At 66.7% G+C, this 17730-nt stretch carries 12 protein-coding genes; 6 read left to right on the forward strand and 6 right to left on the reverse strand.

Annotation, left to right across the window (positions count from 1 at the left end; genetic code table 11):
- Positions 1 to 3 precede the first annotated feature (3 nt).
- Positions 4 to 1929: a S41 family peptidase gene (locus tag POL67_RS39055; protein WP_271925838.1), complete on the reverse strand. Its 1926-nt coding sequence runs from the start codon at positions 1927 to 1929 to the stop codon at positions 4 to 6.
- 75 nt (positions 1930 to 2004) lie between these two features.
- On the opposite strand from POL67_RS39055, the gene POL67_RS39060 reads away from it, so the two are divergent.
- The 5 genes from POL67_RS39060 to POL67_RS39080 all read left to right on the forward strand — a co-directional run bounded on the left by POL67_RS39060 (position 2005) and on the right by POL67_RS39080 (position 10003).
- A complete protein-coding gene (locus POL67_RS39060; RefSeq protein WP_271925839.1) occupies positions 2005 to 3360 on the forward strand; it encodes a mandelate racemase/muconate lactonizing enzyme family protein in 1356 nt (451 codons plus the stop codon).
- 25 nt (positions 3361 to 3385) lie between these two features.
- Positions 3386 to 5611 (forward strand): glycoside hydrolase family 9 protein, encoded by a 2226-nt coding sequence (locus tag POL67_RS39065; protein ID WP_271925840.1) that lies wholly within the window; start codon positions 3386 to 3388, stop codon positions 5609 to 5611.
- Between the two features lie 56 nt (positions 5612 to 5667).
- The gene (locus tag POL67_RS39070; RefSeq protein ID WP_271925842.1) at positions 5668 to 6081 is read left to right on the forward strand and encodes a secondary thiamine-phosphate synthase enzyme YjbQ; all 414 of its coding nucleotides are present in this window, start codon (positions 5668 to 5670) and stop codon (positions 6079 to 6081) included.
- A 1-nt stretch (position 6082) separates the two neighbouring features.
- Entirely contained in the window at positions 6083 to 6682 is a 600-nt protein-coding gene (gene thpR / locus POL67_RS39075; protein ID WP_271925844.1) for an RNA 2',3'-cyclic phosphodiesterase, read from the forward strand.
- Between the two features lie 66 nt (positions 6683 to 6748).
- Positions 6749 to 10003: a PAS domain S-box protein gene (locus POL67_RS39080; protein WP_271925845.1), complete on the forward strand. Its 3255-nt coding sequence runs from the start codon at positions 6749 to 6751 to the stop codon at positions 10001 to 10003.
- 29 nt (positions 10004 to 10032) lie between these two features.
- Here the strand turns inward: POL67_RS39080 and POL67_RS54465 are convergent, their stop codons facing one another.
- Entirely contained in the window at positions 10033 to 10971 is a 939-nt protein-coding gene (locus POL67_RS54465) for a DUF7674 family protein (protein ID WP_444547423.1), read from the reverse strand.
- Positions 10972 to 11288: 317 nt separating this feature from the next.
- Between POL67_RS54465 and POL67_RS39090 the strand changes: the two genes are divergently transcribed.
- Positions 11289 to 12005, forward strand: a complete 717-nt coding sequence (locus POL67_RS39090; RefSeq protein WP_271925847.1) for a hypothetical protein — start codon at positions 11289 to 11291, stop codon at positions 12003 to 12005.
- An 834-nt stretch (positions 12006 to 12839) separates the two neighbouring features.
- Here the strand turns inward: POL67_RS39090 and POL67_RS39095 are convergent.
- The 4 genes from POL67_RS39095 to POL67_RS39110 form a co-directional block, all read right to left on the reverse strand.
- A complete protein-coding gene (locus POL67_RS39095; protein WP_271925848.1) occupies positions 12840 to 13823 on the reverse strand; it encodes a helix-hairpin-helix domain-containing protein in 984 nt (327 codons plus the stop codon).
- 641 nt (positions 13824 to 14464) lie between these two features.
- The gene (locus tag POL67_RS39100; RefSeq protein ID WP_271925849.1) at positions 14465 to 14794 is read right to left on the reverse strand and encodes a four helix bundle protein; all 330 of its coding nucleotides are present in this window, start codon (positions 14792 to 14794) and stop codon (positions 14465 to 14467) included.
- 177 nt (positions 14795 to 14971) lie between these two features.
- On the reverse strand, positions 14972 to 15760 hold the full coding sequence (locus POL67_RS39105; RefSeq protein WP_271925850.1) for a reverse transcriptase domain-containing protein: 789 nt from the start codon (positions 15758 to 15760) through the stop codon (positions 14972 to 14974).
- Between the two features lie 700 nt (positions 15761 to 16460).
- Positions 16461 to 17087 carry a reverse transcriptase domain-containing protein gene (locus POL67_RS39110; protein WP_271925851.1) on the reverse strand — a complete coding sequence of 209 codons (627 nt, stop codon included), beginning with the start codon at positions 17085 to 17087 and terminating at the stop codon, positions 16461 to 16463.
- Between the last annotated feature and the right edge of the window lie 643 nt (positions 17088 to 17730).

A 17730-nucleotide genomic window follows, 5' to 3' on the forward strand; every position in this document is an offset into this window, starting at 1 on the left:
GCCTCATTTCACCTTCCCGGTCACGACCCCGATTCCCACCTCAAGCACCTCGTCGCGCCCCTCGCGCACGCCCTTCACCGTCCTCGTCGCAAGAACCGCGGGCCGCACGCCCACGCCGTGGAAACGCGAGCCGTCGTAACGCTCGACTCGCATCCCGGTCCAGGTGATCACGAGCCCGCCGGGCACGGCGAATGTGTTGATGTCGCCCTTCGTGCCCGCCGTCGACGACCCGACGATCTTGCCGAGCTTGTCACGCTCGACCATGCTGAGCCACGTCTCGGCCTGGCCCACGGCGCGCTCGTCCGTCAAGAAGACGATCCGACCGCCGAACCGCGGCGCCTCCGGCTCGACGTACCACCGCGTCTCCTCGAACATGAGCCCTTCGCGGTTTGGCTGGACGACCCGCGGGATCTTCCAGAGCGGGCTCGCGATCGGCTTCGACGCGAGGTGACCGAGCGTCTTTGGATCGAGCCTGGGATCCCCGCGCAGATCGAAGATCACGCCCTTCGCCTTTGCCAGCGTGGGCAGGGCCGCGTCGAATTGCGTCGGCGTCGCCCGTTCGAGATCCACGTACGAGACCCCCGGCGCGACCTCGGCGACAGGCTCCGGCCTCGTCTCCTCGGGCAATCGTTCCTCCGCGCCGAGCGAGCGCACGAGACGCACGGTCACGGGCTCACCGGTCTCGTGCTTCAGCCGCACCGTGGCGGCCTCGTCCTTCTTCCCCGCGCGCAGCGACGCCGTCGCGACGCGCCTCCTCCACCCCGGCGTCGCGGCCGACGTCCGCGGCTCGAACACCGCCATCCATGCGTCGACCGGCTTGTTGTCGATCGCGAGCACGATATCCCCCGGACGAACCTCGGCGCCCGCGCTCGGGTGCACGTGCGTCACGACGAGCTGACCTTCGACCCAGGTGAAATGCAGCGGCAAAAACCCCCGCGTCGACGCTTCGGGAATCGGCGGCCCCGCGGGCTGCTTCAGCATCCGCGTCACGCTTCCCTGCCCGTCGTGGAGCTGCGCGATCATGCGCTCCATCACCGCCACCATGGCCTGCTCGTCGAGGGCCGTGGCTGCTTCGGACAAACTCCTCCGCAGGAGGGCGGACCCGTTCGTCTCCACGACGTCGAAGTAGGGATGAAAATGGTACAGGACGCCCCACGCCATGACGACGTCGGCGAGGCGTGTTTCCCGCTCCATCAGCGAATACACGAGCGTCGGGGGAATGCCGCCCGGCAGCGGCTCGGCCGGGGCGGCGCTTCCATGTGGCAACGTCCCGCGCTCGTCGGCATAAAGCGTGCGCGGCATCTTGCACGAGACCCCCCCACCAAGCTCGGCCTCGTAGACATCACGCGGGAGCGCGAGCCTCGGGAAAGGCGAATCCGCGTCGCTCATGCGAAAGCTTTTGTAGACCGGCGTTCCCATCCGCAGATCGACCCCGGCGTGCCGCCACTCGACGATCTTCAGCTTCGCGCCGTCCTTCGGGGGCAAGATCGCCTCGGGCAGGTCTTGCCGAAGGCCGGTCGGGAACACGCGGAGCGTCGGCGCCGCGGGGGCGAAGATGTCCCCGAGGATCTGCGCGAGCTCCTCGGCGGACGTGGCCCCTTCGACGCGCTTCGCGCCGTCCACGGCGATCGCGTTCCAATCGGCCCGAACGACCTCGTCGCTCGGGTGGAAGAAACGCACGGCCTTGTAGAGCTGCGCGAATGCGACGACGTTCTCGAGCGCGCGGCCTTCGAGCGCACGGGAAGGATCGACCCGCGGCGCCGCCCCGGGCAGAGGGATCGGGGAGAAAGGCAGCGGCGCGGGCATGGGCTCCGGCGGCGGGACGTTGCCACAGGCGAGGAGCACCCAAGGGAGCATGAGGCGGGCAGCAACGGACGCGCGCAAAAAAGCCCTCCGGGCCACGAGATCGAGCGTCCGGATCTTGCCCAAGCGCGCCTCGTTCGCCAAGAAGAAGTGTCAGAAACCAGGGGCAGCCGCCGTTGTCCGGAAAGGCAGGAGCCCACCATGAAGATCGAGCGGATCGAGCTCTACTACGTCAAGATCCCGCTCTCCGGCGACCGGCCGGGGTTCTTCGACGATCGGGTCGTCTTCGAGCCGAACTGGATCCCCGGCTACCACCAGATCGACCTGCGCTTGTACCTCCTGCGCCTCGTGACCGACGCGGGAATCGACGGCGTCGCGGCGATCCCCGCGATGGGCCGCGAGCGCGAGTCGCTCGGCGCCTTGCTCGGCGCCTACCTGCTCGGATTGAACCCGCTCGACATGCGGCTCGTGAACCAGCGCATCGAGGAGTTCTCGATCCTCGGCATGCGCAATGGATGGATCGACGCGGCGTTCTGGGATCTCGTCGGCAAGGTTCGTCGTGAACCGTTATGGAAGGTCCTCGGCGGCGAGGGCGGCTTCGCCGTCCCGTATGCCTCGCTCGGATCGAACCACGACCACGACCCGCGCGTCGTGGCCGATCTCGTCACGGAGCGCCGCAACGAGGGGTTTGCCGGCGTCAAGATCCGCGTAAAGAGCGACGAGCTCGCGCGGATGGTCGACGTCGTCGCGGCCGCGCGGGAGGCGGCGGGGGATTCGATGGAGCTCATGGTCGACGCCAATCTCGGCTGGCCCACGGAGCTCCTCGAAAAAAGCCCGCGCTGGGACGAGGATTTCGCAGCGCGCTTCGCCGAGGCGATCACGCCGTATCGGCCGTCGTGGCTCGAAGAGCCGCTCCACCGGGCCGATCACGAGGGGCTCGCGCGGCTCCGCAAGCGCTCGACGATCCCGATCGCGGGCGGCGAGATCACGCCCTCGTGGCGCGAATTCCGGTCGATGCTCGACGCGGGGAGCCTCGACATCTACCAGCCCGACGCGGTGCTCGCGGGCGGCACGTATGCGGGCGGCGTGAGCGTCGTCCGCTGGCTCGTGCGCGAGATCCGGCGGCGCAACGCCGCGCGCGGCCCGGAGACCCGGCCGCTCCGATACTCGCCGCATACGTGGACGAACGGCCTCGGCTTCGCGGTGAACCTCCACCTCTTCGGCCTGCTCCCGCAGGAGGAGCGAGGCCTCCTCGAGCTGCCTCACGACCTCCACTGGCAGATGCCGCAATGGGCAAGGTTCCTCCGCAATGGCTTTTCGCGGGACGCCGAGGGCCGCATCCGGATCCCGGACGAGCCGGGGCTCGGCGTGGAGATCGACTGGGATGTGATCGCGCGCTTCGGCAAGCGGATCGACGTGGTCACGAAAGCGAGCCTCGCGGCCTGGACCGTGCTTGATCACGGCTGGCGCGAGGCGGTGTATCTGCGCAACAAGAAACGCGAGGTCGAGGACCGCAGCGCGCTCGCCGAGTTCGAGCTTCCCGAGCCGCCCTTCTGAGGTAGCATCGCGCGCGGAGGTCTTCATGAGACGTTTGCTCTTGGCTTCGATTCCCGCGCTTTCCCTCACCGTGCTCGCTGCCTGCGACAGCGGCGAGACCTCGAATACGTCGGCAAACACGGGCGGCGGAGGCGCGGGCGCCACCGGCGGCATGGGCGGCACGGGCGCCACCGGCGGCATGGGCAGCACCGGCGGGCCCGGGGGCACGGGCGGTATCGGTGGGTCGGGCGGCGACGGTGGAATGGTTGGCTCTGGCGGTTCCGGCGGCATCGGTGGGTCCGGCGGCTCCGGTGGAATCGGCGGTTCCGGCGGCGCCGGCGGCGCCGGGGGAATCGGCGGTTCCGGCGGGATGGGCGGCTCCGGTGGCTCCGGCGGCGACGGCGGCAGTGGTGGCGGAATGCCCCCGGTCAAGCCGCCCGTGAGCCCCTACATCGTCGTCGATCAATTCGGATACTTGCCGGCTGGGCAGAAAGTTGCGGTCATCCGGGATCCTCAGAATGGATTCGACGCCGCGGAGTCGTTCTCTCCTGGGGGCACGTACGCGCTCGTGAACGCGCAGACGGGCGCGCAGGTCCTCACGGGCGCCCCGGCGGCGTGGAAGAATGGAATGGTCGACGCCTCCTCGGGCGATCGGGCCTGGCATTTCGATTTCTCGTCCGTGCAGACCACGGGCACCTATTACGTGCACGACACGGGCAACGACCGGCGCTCCCACGAGTTCCGGATCGCGACGAACGTCTACCGGGACGTGCTGAAGGCCGCGGTGCGCACGTTCTTCTACCAGCGCGCGGGGGTCGCGAAGTCGGCAGCGCACGCGGGCGCGGGCTGGGCCGACGGCGCGAGCCACGTGGGCCCGGGGCAAGACAAGAACGCCCGGCGTTACAATGCGCCGAACGACGCGTCGACGGAGCGGGATCTCTCCGGCGGCTGGTACGACGCGGGCGATTACAACAAGTACACGAACTGGCACGCGCGGTACGTGACGAGCCTGCTCATGGCCTACGACGAGTCGAAGGCCGCGTTCACCGACGATTACGGCATCCCCGAGTCGGGCAACGGCGTCCCCGACGTCGTGGACGAGGCGAAGTTCGGCATGGACTGGCTCATCAAGATGCAAAACGCGAACGGCTCCGTGCTGAGCATCGTGGGCCTCGCGCACGCGAGCCCGCCCTCCGCGGCGACGGGCCCGAGCCGGTATGGCACGGCGAGCACCTCGGCCACGCTGAGCGCTGCCGCGGCCTTCGCGTATGGCTCGATCGTCTTCCGCTCGCTCGGCGGCGCATTCACGGCGTACGCCGACGACCTCGTCGCGCGGGCCGAGAATGCTTGGACCTGGGCGAACGCGAACCCGAACGTCACCTTCAACAACAACGACAGCGCGAACGGCTCGCAGGGCCTCGGCGCGGGCCAGCAGGAGACGGACGATTACGGCCGGCTCTCCCGGAAGGTCGAAGCCGCCGCGTATCTCTTCCACGCGACGAACAAGGCGACCTACCGCCAGTTCTTCGATTCGAACTACGCGCAGATCCACCTGCTCCAGTGGAACTTCGCCTACCCGTTCGAGGCCGAGCAGCAGGACGCGCTGCTGTATTACACGAAGGTGCAGGGCGCCACGCAGTCCGTCGTGACGGCCATCCGGAACGCCTACAACGGCGCGATGAACGGGAACGAAAACTTCGGGGCGATCAACGGCGAGTCCGATCCGTACCGCGCGTACCTGAAGGATTACGTGTGGGGGAGCAACGGGACGAAGTCGCACCAGGGCAACATGTACCAGGACATCATCGTCTACGGGCTCGACCCGGCGAAAAACACGGCCGCGGAGCGGGCCGCGGCGCGCTACATCCATTACATCCACGGAACGAACCCGCTCGGGCTCGTGTACCTCTCGAACATGGCCGCCGTCGGCGCGGAGAACAGCGCGAACGAGTTCTACCACGCGTGGTTCGAGAATGGGAACGCGCAATGGGATCGCGTGGGCATGTCGACGTACGGGCCGGCCCCGGGCTTTTTGACGGGCGGCCCGAACCCGAGCTACGACTGGGATGGGTGCTGCCCGAACAACTGCGGCAGCGCGCAGAACAACGCCGTCTGCACCTCGGAGACGGTCACGCCGCCGAAGGGACAACCGGCGCAGAAGTCGTACAAGGACTTCAACACGAGCTGGCCGCTGAACTCGTGGTCCGTCACCGAGAACTCGAACGGCTACCAGGTGGCGTACATCCGGCTGCTCTCGAAGTTCGTGAAGTAATCCGCAGAAACACCTCTTGACGTTTCCCGCCCCCCGCGCGACGACGATCGCCGCACATGCGATCCGTCACCGAATACCTCTGGTTCGAGACCAAGCAAAGGCGCGAGCTCGTCAACATCACCGATCGCGTCGAGACGATCGTCTCCGGCAGCGGCATCGCCGAGGGCATGGTCCTCGTCAGCGCGATGCACATCACGGCAGGCGTCTTCGTGAACGACCACGAGCCCGGGCTCTGGGAGGACATCTGGTCGTGGCTGCAAACGCTCGCCCCGGCCGGCCCCGATTACAAGCACCACCGGACCGGCGAGGACAACGGCGACGCGCACCTCAAGTCGATCCTCGTCCACCACCAGGTGATCGTCCCCATCACGAAAGGCAAACTCGACCTCGGCCCCTGGCAGCAAATCTTTTACGCCGAGTTCGACGGCCAGCGGCGCAAGCGCCTGGTGGTCAAGGCCATGGGGGAATGACGTGACTGACGTGACCCAGGGGACGAGGCGCCTCTTCATCGCCGTCGACCCCGGCGAGGCCTGCCACGCGCGCATCGCCACAGCCGTGGACCGGGCGCGCACGCACGCCCCGCGGGCGCGCTGGGTGCGGACCGAGGGCATCCACGTGACGCTCGTCTTCCTCGGCGCGGTGGCCGAAGCGCTCGTCCCCGCGGTCGTGGCGACGATGGAAGACGTCGCGGTCCGGCACGCGCCGTTCACGCTGCGATTCGAGGGCGCCGGGTGTTTCGGCGGGCGAAAGCCGCGGGTTTTGTGGATCCCCGTCGCGGGGGACGTGCCGGCGCTCGGGCTCGTGCAAAAGGAGCTCTCGGAGGGGCTCACGGAGGTCGGGTACGTGCCCGAGGAACGGCTCTTTTCGCCGCACCTCACCCTGGCCCGCGCCGGCTTCGGCGGCACGGACGCGGGGCTCTGGGCAGCGGCGCGCTCGCTCGCGGCCGAATCCTTCGGCGAGGTGGAGGTGCGGGAGATCGTGCTTTACGAGAGCGTGCTTTCGGCGGCCGGCGCGCATTACAAGGCCGTCGCGCGATTGCTCCTCGGCGGGGTGCCTGCGCCGCTCCATTGACCTCGTCCGCCACGAGGACAGGTTGCAGGGAGAGAGGGCCAGCGCTGCTGCTGGTGGCACGCCACCATGACGGATCGGAAAAACGACCCGCCGTCGTTGAAATCGGAAAAATCCCCTTGGGACATTCTGTACCGTTACGGCGTCGCCATCGCCGTGACCGCGGGAACCGTGGCGCTCTGCATGAGCTTGCAGGCCGTCATCGACACGCCTGCGCTCCTGCTCCTGCTCATCCTCGCGGTGACCGCCGCCGCGCACGGCGGCTTTGGCCCCGGGCTCGTCGCGACGGGGATGGCAGCCCTCGCCGGCATGGTTCTCCTCAGGCCGCTCGAAGGCCTCGCCGTCGCTTTGTTCGTCGCGGTCGGCCTCGTGCTTTGCACCCTCGGTGAATGCATCCACCGTTCCTTCGCGGCGAGCCGCCGCGGGAACGCCGTCCTCGAGCGTCGGATCCTCGAACGCACGGCCGAGCTCGAATCCCTGTTCTTGCACGCGCCGGTGGGCTTCGCCTTTTTTGATCGGGAGGGTCGGTTTCTCCGCGTCAACGAGTGGCTCGCCGCGATCAATGGCCTGCCCGTCGAGGCCCACCTCGGCCGCCCCCCGCACGAGGTCCTGCCCCACATCACCGTCACCACGGCGCTGCACGATGTCTTTCGGACGGGCGAGCCGATCGCGCACCTGGAAATCAGCGGCGAGACCCCGGCCCGGCCTGGCGAAACCAGGCATTGGCTGGACGCGATTTTCCCGGTGCATGGGCCCGAGGGGACGGTCGCCTCGGTCGGCGCCGTCATCCTGGAGGTCACCGAAATGAAGCGGGCCACCGAGCAGGCGCGGGCGCGGGCGCGCCAGCAGGCGGCCGTGGCCGCGCTCGGGCACATGGCGCTCGTGGAGAGGGACGTCCAGCGCGTCATGAATCGCGCCGCCGAGCTCGTCGCCGAGACGCTCGAAATCGACCTGTGTGAGGTCCTGGAATTGTTGCCCGGGGGAAAACGCCTCCTGCTCCGCGCCGGCGTCGGGTGGGCGACGGGCCTCGTCGGGCACGCCACGGTGGGGACCGACGATCGCTCCCAGGCAGGCTATACGCTGCGATCAAACGGGCCCGTGGTCGTGGAGGACCTCCGGACCGAGCCGCGCTTCCACGGGCCTCCGCTCTTGCACGATCACGGCGTCCTCAGCGGGATGAGCGTGACGATCGCCGGCGAGCCAGATCGACCTTATGGCGTGCTCGGCGCGTTCACGCGGCGAAAGCGGATCTTCACCCGCGACGACATCACCTTCCTCGAATCCATCGCGATCCTCCTGGCGGCCTCGCTGCGGCAGGGGCAGGTCGAGCGGGCGCTGCGCGAGGGCGAGGAGCGGTATCGCCTGCTCGTCGAGGGCGTGCGTGATTACGCGATTTACATGCTCGACCCCGAAGGTCGCGTGGAGAGCTGGAATGCCGGTGCGGAGCGGCTCAAGGGATACACGGCCGAGGAGGTCATCGGCCAGCATTTCTCCCAGTTCTACCCCGCCGAGGACGTCGCCCAGGGCAAACCGGAGCGTTCGCTCATCCTGGCGGCGAGGCACGGGCGTTTCGAGGAGGAGGGATTTCACGTTCGCAAGGACGGCACGCGTTTCTGGGCGAACGTCGTGCTGACGGCCCTGCGGGACGAGACCGGCGCCCTCCGCGGATTCTCCAACATGACGCGCGACGTGACCGAACGAAAGCAGGCCGTCGAGGCGGCGCGGAACGCCGCGGCGCGCCTCCGGGCCATCGTGGAGACCGCCGTCGACGGGATCATCACCATCGACGACCGCGGCACGATCGAGTCCACGAATCCCGCATCCGAACGAATGCTCGGTTATGGCGCGGACGAGCTCGTCGGCCGGAACATCAAGACGATCATGCCCGAGCCGTACCGGAGCGGGCACGACACCTACCTTGCGAATTACCTGCGCACGGGCGTACGAAAGGTCATCGGCATCGGGCGCAAGGTGCGCGGGCGGCGCAAGGACGGCTCGGAGTTCCCCCTGGAGCTGGCCGTCAGCGAGTTTTTCGTGGGCGAGCGGAGGCTCTTCGCGGGCGTCATCCGCGACATCACCGAGCGGGAGGCGGCGGAGGCGGAGCACGAATGGCTGCTCGGCAGCGAGCGGGCTGCGCGAAGCGAGGCCGAGCGGGCCAACCGGATGAAGGACGAGTTTTTGGCCACGATGTCGCACGAGCTCCGGACGCCGCTGACCCCCATCCTCGGCTGGATCGAGCTCCTCCGCACCTCGCAGCAGGCGCCGCAGAACCTGGAAAAGGGTTTGTCGGTCATCGAGCGCAACGCACGCCTGCAATTGCAGCTCATCTCGGACCTGCTCGACGTGAGCCGGATCGTCTCCGGAAAACTTCGCCTCAACGTGCAGCGCGTCGATCTGCCGAAGGTGATCGACTCGGCCATCGAGTCCGTTCGTCACGCCGCCGAGGTGAAGGGCATCGCGATTCAAGCCACGTACGAGCCGATGGACACGACCGTAATGGGCGACCCGGATCGCCTGCAGCAGATCGTGTGGAACCTCGTCGCGAACGCGATCAAATTCACGCCCAAGAAGGGCCGCGTGGAGATCCGACTTTCCCGGACGAACGCCTATTTCCGGCTCGCGGTCACGGATACGGGACAGGGGATCGCGCTGGAGTTTCTCCCGCTCCTCTTCGATCGTTTCCGCCAGGCCGATTCGTCCACGTCACGCCGCCATGGCGGGCTCGGCCTCGGGCTTTCCATCGTCAAGCATCTGGTCGAGCTTCACGGCGGGTGCGTGCACGCGGAGAGCGCGGGGCTCGGAAAAGGCGCGACGTTCGTGGTCGACCTCCCGACGATGCCCGCGATCGCCCACGGTCCCGAGAACGACACGCTCCCGCTGCTCTGGCCGAACCTCTCTCGCGCGCCCGTCGCCGACACGACGAGCCTCGAAGGCATTCGTGTCCTCGTCGTGGACGACGAGCCGGACGCGCGGGAGCTCGTCGAGCGATTGCTGGAGGATCGCCGGGCGAAGGTCATCACGGCGGCCTCGGCATTCGAGGCCCTCGATCTGCTGAACAACCCGGAGAACGAGCCGGACGTCATGGTGAGCGATCTCGGGATGCCCGGAATGGACGGATTCGCCCTCATTCGCGAGGTGCGCGCGCGCGGCACCACGGGGCTCGGCGACCTGCCCGCCGTGGCGGTGACGGCCTTCGCGCGCCCCGAGGACAAGGCCCGATCCCTCGAAGCCGGCTACGACGCGCACGTGACGAAGCCGATCGATCCGCTCGGGTTCGTCGCGACCGTGGCGCAATTGACGAGGCGCAAACGGGCGGTGTCGTAACGCCGAGCGCCGTCGCTACGGCGCGGGTCTCATTGCGCCTTTCTCCGCCATGCATCGAGCGTGCGTATCCCGTCTCCCGTCCACCCTTCGATGAGGTCTGCCCATGCGTTGGCGGCATGCGGGCCGAGCTTTGCTTCGTATCGGTTGCCCGCTTCTCCTGCTGGGTAGGCCCATGCTTGGACGGCCTCCATCAACCCCACGACGACGAGATTCCGCGCTTCCCCGTCCCCGTGGACGAGCACGTGCTCCATCGCGTCGAACACGTCTTGCACCCATGGCGCTTTGCAACCGCTCGTGAATGCGTGCACGTGTGCTCGTCCCATGTCGGCGATGCCTGTGTAATCGAGCCAGGATTCGTGCTTGCGCTCCGATTCGAGCCTCTGGCGAAAGCGTGGCCATACGGCCGCAAAACAGGCGATCGCGCCTCGGGCGCCCTGGGGATGGGGATCGAGCGTGGGCCTTTTCGACCCGCGCGGCAGCTCCATCTCCACACGCTCTGCGAGAGGAGCCGACAGGAGCGAGCGGTCGAGATGCTCATGCTTGGCTGCCCAGCGGAAGATGGCGAAGCTCTTGCGCCGCGAACGCCATCCTCGCTCGGGGGCCTCGGCTCCTATCGTCGCTTCCACGAGCGCCGCGCGCACGGTCGGGCCCAAGCCGGGATGGACGAGCGCGCAAGCAAATGCGTCATGCGCGTCATACACGCGTTTCGCTCGTGCGGCCCGAGGCGTATCCGTCGGATATGCGTTCTGCGCGGCGGCGAGCACCGAGGCCGCCGGAAAGTACCCGCGAGAGGACAACAAGAGCCGAGCGAGCTTCGCGGGAGGTCGTGGGAAAAGCCCGGGCCAGACAGGCTCACCAGGCGCCCCCTGGGCCCTACGCACGAGAAAGGACACGTCCGCGTCGTCGTGCGGCGGAAGAGGCCCTGATGGAGGAAATGTCGTCGTCGCCAAGAAGGACGAGAGATCCATCAAGGATACCGATGCCCCGCCGGCAATGCCTCCTCCACGAATGCATGCCCCTTCAAGAGCGCGGGGTCCCCGAGGCGAAGAGCGCGGAATTGGCTTCCCATGCGGGAAGGAGTCTCGTCCGGTCGCGTATTCGTGTCAACGCGTTCGTTGCATGCGGCAGCGCCTCGCCGGAACGCGGGCGCGTGAGCGGCGGCGGCAACGAGGTCGTCGGCGGCTCGGCCGTCGCGTCTCGGGCGCATCGCTCATGCCTGCCATTTGTTGACGTCCCTACGACGATCGGGCACGCTGGCGTTTCGACGCAAAGGACAAGGAAAGCCATGGATCAGATCATTCGCAGGGGATGGGGTCGTGCGACGCTCGTCGCCGTCGCGCTCACGATGTTCGGGTGCGCCGCCAGCGGTACCGGAGGCTCGGGTGGGGAGGGTGGAGAGGGCGGGGAGGACGATGGTTGGGGGAATGGCGGCGGCGGCGCGGGCGGCGGCGGCGCGGGCGGCAGCGGCGGCGCGGGCGGCGGCGGCCCGATGACCGGACCCAAGCGCATTTTCATCACCAAGACAACCTACAACGGAAACCTCGCCAAAGCGGGCAATGCTGCGACCGGAATCGCAGGCGGAGACAACCTCTGCAAGCTCGCCGCAGACGCGGCGAACCTCGGGGGCACGTGGAAGGCGTGGCTGTCGGACGCGAATACCAATGCGATCGATCGACTCACCGAAGTAGGCCCGTGGCACACCATCGACCTGTCGAAGGTCATCTTCAACAACAAGTCCAACATCATCACGGGGCCCCTCACGTCGATCGGGTACGACGAGAACGGGGACACGTTGGGAGGCGAGTACGGCGCCTGGACAGGGACGATGAACGACGGCAAAAAGGACCCCGAGTACGTGACCGATTGTGTCAACTGGACGAACGGCACCAATACAGGGGAAGGTTGGACCGGCCTCGGCTCGAGCGACAACGCAAACCATTGGACGGAGTATTATCTCAAGCCGTGCCAATCCTTGTACCATCTCTATTGCTTCGAGCAGTGAGCGTGACGGGCTGCGCCTTGCTCTTGGCGTTCGCCACGGCGAGGTCCAGCGAGTCTTGCATTCGTCGTCGCTGCCAGGGCAATCCGAGGTCGTGATTCACCCGGGCGCAGTTGCCGAAAGCGTCACACGGGCGGCACGCACAGGACGAGGAGCTGCACGAGGAGGAAAAGCGGTCCACGGCGGCGCATGCAATCGAGGACACCGAAGGCATGGGGCCGGGGGCAAGTTTCTACCGACCCACCTCACGACCCGCCGCGGGCAGCGCCCGCTGCCGCTCGCCGCGTCCGCATTCGCGTCCGCCACCGCATCCACCGTTGCCCTCGCGTCTCCAAACGTCCCGACACCCGCGCGTCACCGTGACTCGCCCCTGTTCGAGTCTTCGAACACCCGCGCGTCACGCTCTCCTCCGGCTCTCCGAAGCTTCGAACACCCTCGCGTCACGTTTCCCAGCGCCCGTTGGAACGACCGATCCCCCGCGCGTCACCGTCTCCACCGGCTCTCCAAACGTTCGATCACCGACGCGTCATCGTGACGCGAGGGTGTTCGAACGTTCGAACACCCTCGCGTCACCGTCTCCCGCGACCCCTCGAACGCCCCAACACCCTCGCGCGCCCGAAACCTGCGGGTCCTCCATGGACTTTTCCGTCGGGCGTTCAGCGGAAGCGGAAGCGGAAGCGGGGGCGGGGGCGGGGCAGCAGACGAAATCGGGTTGTGTACCGTTGTTGAGGAGCCTTGTGGGCCTTGCCGGGTGTGGCGGCCGCCATGGCGGAGGGGATGCGGGCGCGAGCGGGGCGGGTTATTTACGCTGAGCGCCCGCGGAAGGCGCGAGCCAGCTCATTCGCTCCAGTACGTCTCCGTCAGCACGCTGAAGCCGGAGACGGTATCGACGAAGAACGCGACGTTGTGCCCGCTCCAGGGATCATCCGCGTAGCTGAGATAGCAGCCCTTGAAGGAGCGCCCTGTGATCCGCGCGTCGAGGTTCGCGAGCCCTTGCTCGACGACGCTCGAAGGAATCTGATTCGATCGATTCGCATAATCGACCGTGCTCTCGACCTCCGCGCGCACCTCTGCCGCGTCGGCAAGGTTGGATCGGACGCTCGTGCCATAGGGGATGGAGCCGGGATCGATCCCGAAGCACTCCAACCCAGAATGATAGTAATGTGACTCCGACGTGATCTCGTACCTGTCGAAGTGGCGGGCCATGGTCGCGCCGAAATCAGGCTGCGGCAGCGCGTTCACCGCCGCGATCAGGTCCTCGAGGGGATCACTCAACGTTGCGGCGTTCCGGATGTTCCGCAGGCTCACCGAGCTGATCCCCGACGTGGCGGCGATGCTCTCGACCGTGGTGAAGGGCCGCAGGTTGAGGAGGTTGGTCGCGCCATTCCACGCGTACGGGAGGATGTCGTGCAGCTCCGTGGAGCTGACGCTATTCACCAGCGAGACCATCCTGGCCGCGTCGTCGGCGGAGACAGCCAGCTCGTCGAGGATGCCGACGCAGCTCGAGCCGATATACCCCTCGGTCCGCGCCCCGCCTTCAATCTGCTCGAGGCGAGCAGGCCCGACGAGCGGAACGGAGGAGACGTCCGCGAGCGTCGCGAAGGGCGAAACCGCGCGATACCCCACGAGGTTCGATGCAACGTCGCTCGGCAGATAAGCGTCCAGCGTCTGGAACGATGCCGCGTTGACGAAGTCAATGATCCCCTGGCATTCCGGCGCCACATCGACGTCGGTCTCGGTGAGCGGCGCTTGCTGTGTCCCGAGCAGCTCCGAAGGCTCCTGGGGACCGACACCACCACAACCAACAATGACCAAGCTCATGGCAAGAAAGGGCAGAGCGAGACAGCGCATTGAGACACCTCGTGGCAAGCAGGTTGAGGCGCCGAAGATAGCAGCGAATGCTCTGTCGGCAAATCGATATAATTTTCTTCGCATACGTTCAGGTAGCCGAGCGCGCAGCGCTGGGCGGGCGTGAGGACGATATCGCGATGACCTCGAAGTGAGGGGCGGGCGGGACCGGCGCGCGCAGCGAAAGCGACGAGCCTGCCAGCGGGAGCGGGAGCGGGGGTGGGAGCGGGGGCGGGGGCGGGAGCGGGAGCGGGAGCGCAAACGCAAGCGCAAGCGCAAGCGCAAGCGCAAACGCAAACGCAAGCGCGAACGCGAACGCGAGCGTCACGCGAGCGTCACGCGAACGTCACGCAAGCGTCTTCAGTTGCTTCCGGGCAAGGTGCAGGCGGCTGTGGGTCAGACGCCGGCCGGTGTAGCACCGGCTGGCGTCGCTTGTTTGTCCCACGAACCGGGGAAAACTCAACATTAGACGCGTGGATTGGTTCATCGCCGGAGAATCCACGATCCACCGGGAATGGCGCGAGGGCCGTTGGAATGGGGGGCCTTGATGCAACGCTGAGATTCCCTCCCCCGCCCCTCTCCCATCCCGGGAAAGGGGCGAGGGAGGCTTGTTCTTACGAAGCGCGGCGGTAGACGAGGCGGGCCAGGGTGGCGATGACGTGGTTCATGCGGTCCAGCACGCCGGGAGGAGGGGGCTCGATGTAGCGCATGGCCTGGGCGACCTGGACGCAGGCGAGCACCTCTCGCGCCGATCCGAGGGCTGTGGAGTAGCGCTGCCGTTTGTGCCCGGAGAGGCTGCCCATGCCTTCTGCCACATTGAGCGCCACGCTCTGCACGGCCCGCCGCAACTGACGAGCCAGGTCTCTATCCTTCCGGTCAATTCGATCCGCGATCCCTGCCGCATCCCCTGCCATCATCAAAACGACATCATAGATCTCGAGCATAACGAACCCTCCGCCCGACGACCCAATCGCCGGGACCCGTGTCCCGGATCGTCGCGCGGAGGCCTTTTCAAGGCTGCGCAGCACCGCGCGGGGAGCCCCGGGAGGTTTCCCTCCCGGGGCTCCCACAGATCCGGACGTGCGGCGCTACCGCATCCGGCTCTTCGTGATACGGATTTGCTATGCGAAGCGGGAGTTCACCATGATACGAGGCCGCGGGAGCGGATAGCGCTCCAGCAGCTTCTCCATGCGCTCCCAGGTCATGTGCGCCCGGTTCGAGCGGCGGGTGAGCCACTTGCGCCAGACGCGCCGGACCTCTTGCATGAAGCGATCGATGGCCCTGAAGTTTCCGGTGATCCCGTAATACCCGTAATGACCACGAATCTTCTGCGTGAGGATCCGCCACTGCCAGCGGACTGACTGGTGCAGGTTTTCCCGGCACCATTGGGCGACTCTTGCGAGCGCCCGCGTGAAGCCGTTGCTGGCCGTTTTCTGCCCCACCACCCAGTTTCCCCACCGCGACTTCACCCAGTCATGGGTGAAGCCCAGCAGGTCAAATGTGCCAGGTCGCATGACCTTGCTCCCTCCTTCCCGTATGTGTCTCCGAAGGCATTCGTGTATTCGGTCCAGAAACTTGCGACAGCTCTTCGTGCTAGGAATACGCACGACGGCGGCCTTGCCATTGCGGTCGACGCCGCATACGTGCTTGAAGCCGAGGAACTCGAAGGTCTCCGGCTTCTTGCCGTATTCGGCCATCTGTCCGCGTGCAAACCGCCCAAAGAGCAGCATCCGGGTCTTCTCACGGGCCAGCTCCAGCCCGAATTTCCCCATCCTCTTCGTCAGGATGCGGTCGAGGCGTTCGGCGTCTCGCTTGTATTGGAAGCATACGACGAAATCGTCGGCGAACCTCGTCAGGTACGCCTCCGCTGAGGATCCGCGCCACGGCGCGCTGAACGAGGCGGTCTTCAACCGTCGGGATCCCGAGCGGTCGCGTCTTGCCGTCGCCCTTGGGGATCTCCACCCGTCGCACGGGAGGCGGCCGATATTGGCCCGCCCGTAGCCGCGCGTGGAGCCCATCGATCCTCGCTTCCAGATCGCGTTCAAACTCCTGCATCGTCTCGCCATCCACCCCGCCCGCGCCACGTCGATTCATTTGCTTCCACGTCTCGAGCAGAAACTCGGGCGTGAGCAGATGCGCCAGTGACGTGAAGCGGACCTTCCGATCGGCCTTTGCCTTCTCCGCGATGCGCGACAGTCCTGTTGTCATCCGATTCCTGCCTCTGCGTGCAGCGGATGTCTCCCCGCCGTGCGTGTTGCTCTGCGGCGCGCCTTCCCCCTGTACGCGGCTTTCCCGCGCTCCGAGTACTACGCACGCCTCCGACTCCTGCGCGAGCGTCCGTCTTCGTCAGGTATACGCCGTTCCTCCGACGTACTCCGTGGATTGGCACGTCCACGAAGACTCACGCAGGCCTCCCAGGTTCCTTGGCGCCTCCTTTTCGACGCGTGCCGTGCTCTCAGACCCCGCCGGGGTCTCCGGTCGCCCTCGCCTTGTCGGTCGACCTACCATGGCCTTCCAGGTTTTCGACCCTGTCGGCCCCCGGACCATTGTCACGAGGCTCAATCGCTTCACTTACGTTACGGCCCGCGTCTCGCTCTGCCTACGCTTCGCTCATGTCGTCACCTCCACGAGCGCAAGGCTCGATTCCCGGTGGGGCGGCTCTTCCCCTTGCCGGAGCGGGAGTTTCACCCGCTGGAAGCGCCAGGCTTGGCCTGGCGCACCGAAGAACTTCTCGATGTCGGCTTCCAACACCCATCCCACCTTCATCGTTATCGCTGCGTTCTGCAATGCATCGAGCGCTTGATGCGCCGAGCGCCTGGGCCGGAAGCCGTAGGAGCAGTCATAGAAGTCCTGCTCGTAGACGGCCTCCAGGATCATCGCTACGGCGCGTTGCAGGACCTTGTCCTCGAAGGTTGGGATACCGATGGGGCGTGTTTCCCCTTCGGTACCCTTCGGGATGTGTACCCGCCGCACCGGTGGTGCCCGGTAGGCGCCGGACTTCGCGCGTTCGAGGAGCGTTCGGAGGTTCTCCTCCAGATTGACCGCATATTCGTCCGCGGTTTGCCCGTCGATTCCCGTCGCCCCATCTTTGCGCGTGCGCCTGTATGCCTCGCGAAGCCAGTCAATATCGATGTAGTGAGCGAGCGACGTAAACGATATCTTTGGAGATCGCTTCGCCAGCATTGCTATCCGTTCGAGTTTCGTTGAGATGGTGCTGGAGCCCTGTGTCTCCGTCATCGTTCCCTCCAACGGTTCCGTATCCCGGCACCTCCTTTCCTCCGCAGGGTCCCTTGGGCCGGTTCCCCCGCTTCGCAGGTACTATGAGGTGCTCGGACTCCTCGTCGTTCGTCCTGCCGCACTTCGTTTTCCTTCGTTTGGCAGTACCGCTTCGCAGCGGAAACGACGAGATCTCCCAGGTTCCCGGGGGACCCTCGCGCACGTGCCCCGCTCTACGACCCCGGCAGGACCGCAGCGTCAGACCCTTCGGGCAGGCCCTACTCCTGTACGCCACAGTGTTGCTTTCCGCTTTTCCGCGACAGCGTCAGCTCCTGCAAACCGGTGCTTTCGAGGCTCAATCACGCGGCCCGCGCGCTCGCTGTCTACGCTTCGCAGCCAGGGTCACCCCTGGACCACGCAAGACTTGCTTCCGGCTGGTGGGTCAGCCTTGGCCGGTCGGGATTCGAACCCGCTGGGTCCCTTCGTGAGGTTTCCGCTTTGTATCATTGAGACTTACATCGCTTCCTCCTCACCCAGGCTTCGCCTGGCGCACCGCGGAGCCGCCCGGAGCGCGAAGCGCGAAGCGCGAAGACGGCGAGCACGGCTTGGCCTTGAAGAGGCCGAGCACGACGGTACGATCACCGTTCCCCCTCGCGTTTGCGCT

It is taken from the genome of Polyangium mundeleinium (assembly GCF_028369105.1).
GTDB classification, from domain to species: domain Bacteria; phylum Myxococcota_A; class Polyangia; order Polyangiales; family Polyangiaceae; genus Polyangium; species Polyangium mundeleinium.